Source organism: Pantoea sp. CTOTU49201 (assembly GCF_032054795.1).
GTDB lineage: Bacteria > Pseudomonadota > Gammaproteobacteria > Enterobacterales > Enterobacteriaceae > Pantoea > Pantoea symbiotica.
This window is the reverse complement of record NZ_DAMBSA010000438.1, coordinates 1-3,730: the sequence shown is the minus strand read 5'-3', so window position 1 is coordinate 3,730 and position 3,730 is coordinate 1. Positions and strand designations below refer to the sequence as shown.

General features: G+C 49.9%; 3 protein-coding genes and 1 pseudogene. 1 reads left to right on the top strand and 3 read right to left on the bottom strand.

Annotated features, from left to right (window positions below; all coding sequences use genetic code 11):
- A partial coding sequence (locus RTY00_RS21670) for an aldehyde dehydrogenase family protein (protein ID WP_312666153.1) occupies positions 1-692 on the top strand: 692 nt, incomplete at its 5' end.
- Between the two features lie 247 nt (positions 693-939).
- On the opposite strand, the gene RTY00_RS21665 is transcribed toward RTY00_RS21670, so the two are convergent.
- The 3 genes and pseudogenes from RTY00_RS21665 to RTY00_RS21655 all read right to left on the bottom strand — a co-directional run.
- Positions 940-2,532: an ABC-F family ATPase gene (locus RTY00_RS21665; protein ID WP_008102523.1), complete on the bottom strand. Its 1,593-nt coding sequence runs from the start codon at positions 2,530-2,532 to the stop codon at positions 940-942.
- Positions 2,533-2,720: 188 nt separating this feature from the next.
- Positions 2,721-3,122 (bottom strand): H-NS family nucleoid-associated regulatory protein, encoded by a 402-nt coding sequence (locus RTY00_RS21660; protein ID WP_008102525.1) that lies wholly within the window; start codon positions 3,120-3,122, stop codon positions 2,721-2,723.
- A gap of 416 nt (positions 3,123-3,538) precedes the next feature.
- Positions 3,539-3,730: pseudogene (locus RTY00_RS21655) on the bottom strand (RND transporter); the annotation flags it as partial.

Sequence of the window (3,730 nt, the reverse complement as noted above, 5' to 3'; positions counted from 1 at the left end):
TAGGCGGCAACGCGCCCTTTATCGTGTTCGACGATGCGGATATTGATGCAGCGGTAGAAAGCGCAATGGCGGCAAAATTCCGTAACAGCGGTCAAACCTGTATTTGCGTGAATCGCTTTTACGTGCAGGACGGCGTTTACGATCGTTTCGTCAATAAACTGGCCGATGCTGCGCGGGCGTTGAAAGTGGCACCGGGTTTGACGCCTGGCGCACAGCAAGGGCCGCTGATCCATCGGCGCGCCATGGAGAAAGTCGAAACCCATGTTAAAGATGCGGTGCAGCGTGGCGCACGTTTGCTGTGCGGTGGTGAGCGTCATGCCTTAGGCGGCAGTTTCTATCAGCCCACGGTGCTCGCCGATGCCAATGAGCAGATGCTGCTGGCGCATGAGGAAACGTTCGGCCCGGTAGCTGCCTGCTTCCGCTTCACCACTGAAGATGAGGTGATCGCCCGCGCTAACGCCACGCCATATGGATTGGCGGCTTATCTGTGGACGCGTGACTTAGCGCGCGCGCTGCGCGTCACGCCACAGCTTGAAAGCGGCATGGTGGGCGTGAACGAAGGGATTATTTCCACCGAAGTGGCACCGTTTGGCGGCGTGAAGGCATCAGGTTTGGGGCGTGAAGGTGCGGATGTTGGGTTGGACGAATATCTGGAAACGCAGTATGTGAATATTGGGCAGATTGGGAGTTGAGGGGATTTGCTGCTTTTCCGAGCAAGGTTGAGGGAATGACGCCCGATCGCAAAGGATAACCGCATCCATGCTGATCGGCCTCGCCATCCATGGCTCGGACGCTTTGCTCTTCGGGCGTCACTCCCTCACCCATCAAGCAGAGGTGCGGCTGTTGAAACCAGGTGCGCATTAATGCGCACCCTACATGTAGGGTCGCCATTTATGGCGACCTGGTTAAACAAATACCTTGGCTGCTATGGCGACCTGGTTAAACAATGCCCTGGCTGCGCAGGTAATCTTCATAGTTACCGGTGAAGTCGATAATACGATCGGCTTTCATCTCCATCACGCGGGTAGCCAGCGAGCTGACAAACTCACGGTCATGCGAGACGAAAATCAAGGTGCCTTCGTACATCTCCAGTGCCATGTTGAGCGACTCGATCGATTCCATATCAAGGTGGTTAGTCGGTTCATCCATGATCAGGATGTTCGGCTTCTGCATCATCAACTTGCCAAACAGCATGCGGCCCTTCTCACCACCCGACAGCACTTTGGCTGGTTTGTTGATCTCGTCATGGCCAAACAACAGGCGGCCAAGAATACTGCGCACCGCTTGCTCGTCATCGCCTTCCTGCTTCCACTGGCTCATCCAGTCGAATACCGTCAGGTCTTCAGCAAAGTCTTCCGCGTGATCCTGACCGTAATAACCAATGCGCGCATTCTCGGACCATTTCACCGTGCCGCTATCCGGCGTATGTTCACCGACAAGCGTTTTCAGCAACGTGGTTTTACCGATACCGTTGGCACCCAGAATCGCTAATTTCTCGCCGACTTCTAACATCAGGTTGAGTTTATTAAACAGCGGACCGTTATCAAAACCTTTGGTCAGCGCTTCAACTTCCAGCGCATTACGGAACAGTTTCTTATCCTGGTCAAAACGGATAAACGGGTTTTGACGGCTGGACGCTTTAACTTCTTCCAGCTTAATTTTATCAATCTGCTTGGCACGCGAAGTCGCCTGACGTGATTTAGAGGCGTTGGCGCTAAAACGGCTGACGAACGATTGCAGATCGGCAATTTGCGCTTTCTTCTTGGCGTTATCCGATAATAAACGTTCGCGTGATTGAGTAGCCGCGGTCATATATTCGTCATAATTACCTGGATAAACGCGCAGTTCGCCGTAATCCAGATCCGCCATATGCGTACACACCATATTCAGGAAGTGACGGTCATGCGAAATGATGATCATGGTGCTGTTACGTTCGTTGAGCACTTGCTCCAACCAACGAATGGTATCGATATCCAGGTTGTTGGTCGGTTCATCGAGCAACAAAATATCAGGATTAGCAAATAATGCCTGCGCTAAAAGCACACGCAATTTCCAGCCCGGCGCAATTTCGCTCATCGGACCGTAGTGCTGCTCCACCGGAATGCCAACGCCCAGTAATAATTCACCGGCACGTGATTCCGAACTGTAACCGTCCATCTCGCCGTATTCGACTTCAAGGTCGGCGACTTTATAGCCTTCCTCTTCGCTCATTTCCGGCAATGCATATATACGGTCACGCTCTTGCTTCACTGCCCACAATTCATTGTGGCCCATGATCACGGTGTCCAGCACACTATATTGCTCAAAGGCAAATTGGTCCTGACGTAACTTACCGATACGCTCATTAGGGTCGAGGGAAACATTTCCACCCGTCGGCACCAGGTCGCCGCCCAGTATTTTCATAAAGGTAGATTTACCGCTGCCGTTCGCACCGATTAAACCGTAACGATTACCGCCGCCAAATTTAACGGAGATATTTTCGAACAGCGGCTTACTGCCGAACTGCATGGTGATATTGCTGGAAACTAACACGGCATTGACCTTTGTTACGCAGTGGAGGAAAAAACAGCGGGCATTATGCCAGAAGCGGGCACCCGGACGCCACCTCTGCGCCTGAGGCAAAGAGGGTAATCGGCTGAACGTCTTGAGCTAATACAAAAAAATAAATAAAAAAGCCGAAGGCGTTGGCCTTCGGCTCCCACTTACAAGGATTGTGCGGATTATTTGATCAGGAAAGTATCGAGGCTTTTACCTGAATCCAGCGCTTTTTTAATCGCAGCTGGGGTACGGCCCTGGCCGGTCCATGATTTTACTTCACCGTTTTCGTCGGTGTAAGAATATTTTGCTGGACGTGGTGCACGCTTAGCGCGTTTTTTACCAACTTCCAGAGCACCCAGTAATTCGTTCGGGTCAATACCGTCAGCCAGCAGCATTTCGCGATATTTAGACAGCTTCTCTTCTTTTTCGCGGTTCTGCGCTTCTTCTGCGTTTACTTCGTCACGACGTTCAGTCACAACAACCGTTAATTTTTCCAGAATTTCTTCCAGATCGGTCAATGGCAGTTCACGAGCCTGCGCACGTAATGTGCGAATGTTGTTCAGAACTTTAAATGCGTCACTCATCACAATGTCCTTGCTTAAGGGGGTTAAATAAACTGTAGTGGCAAGATTACCTAATTCAAATAAAAAAATAAATTAATTTTATTGTCCGGATTTATCTGAAGTTGCTTACCTAATTCTTACATTGAGCTTTAAAACGGGTAAGGTTGCTTTAATTAACCCTGAATTAACAACTCAAGGTTGTTCCTTATGGAGGAACTGGAATCGATTTCAGTCCGATATTCTCAGGTAATAAACAACCATTTAGGCGCTATTGCGTGCTGCAGCATTAGTGAGCATAAAGGTAAGCAAGGATTAATGGTGTAACGAAAAACCTATTTTCATTGTGGAGTAATATATTGCTGAGGATGAGAGAAGAATCTCATTTTTTCTTATCGTGCCGATAAAAAAGCCGGTGGTTAACCGGCTACTAAGGGAAATTAATGCACTTCCGTCGCGGGGCCAAACACTGAATAGTCTGGCAGATTGACATTTTGATAAGGTTCCCAGCCACCGCCCAGCGCTTTATATAACGCCACTAAATCGAGTGCACTTTGCATGCGCGCCTGCGTCGATTGCGCTTTAGCTTGCGCCAGTTGTCGCTGCGCATCTAATACATCGAGGAACGTAGA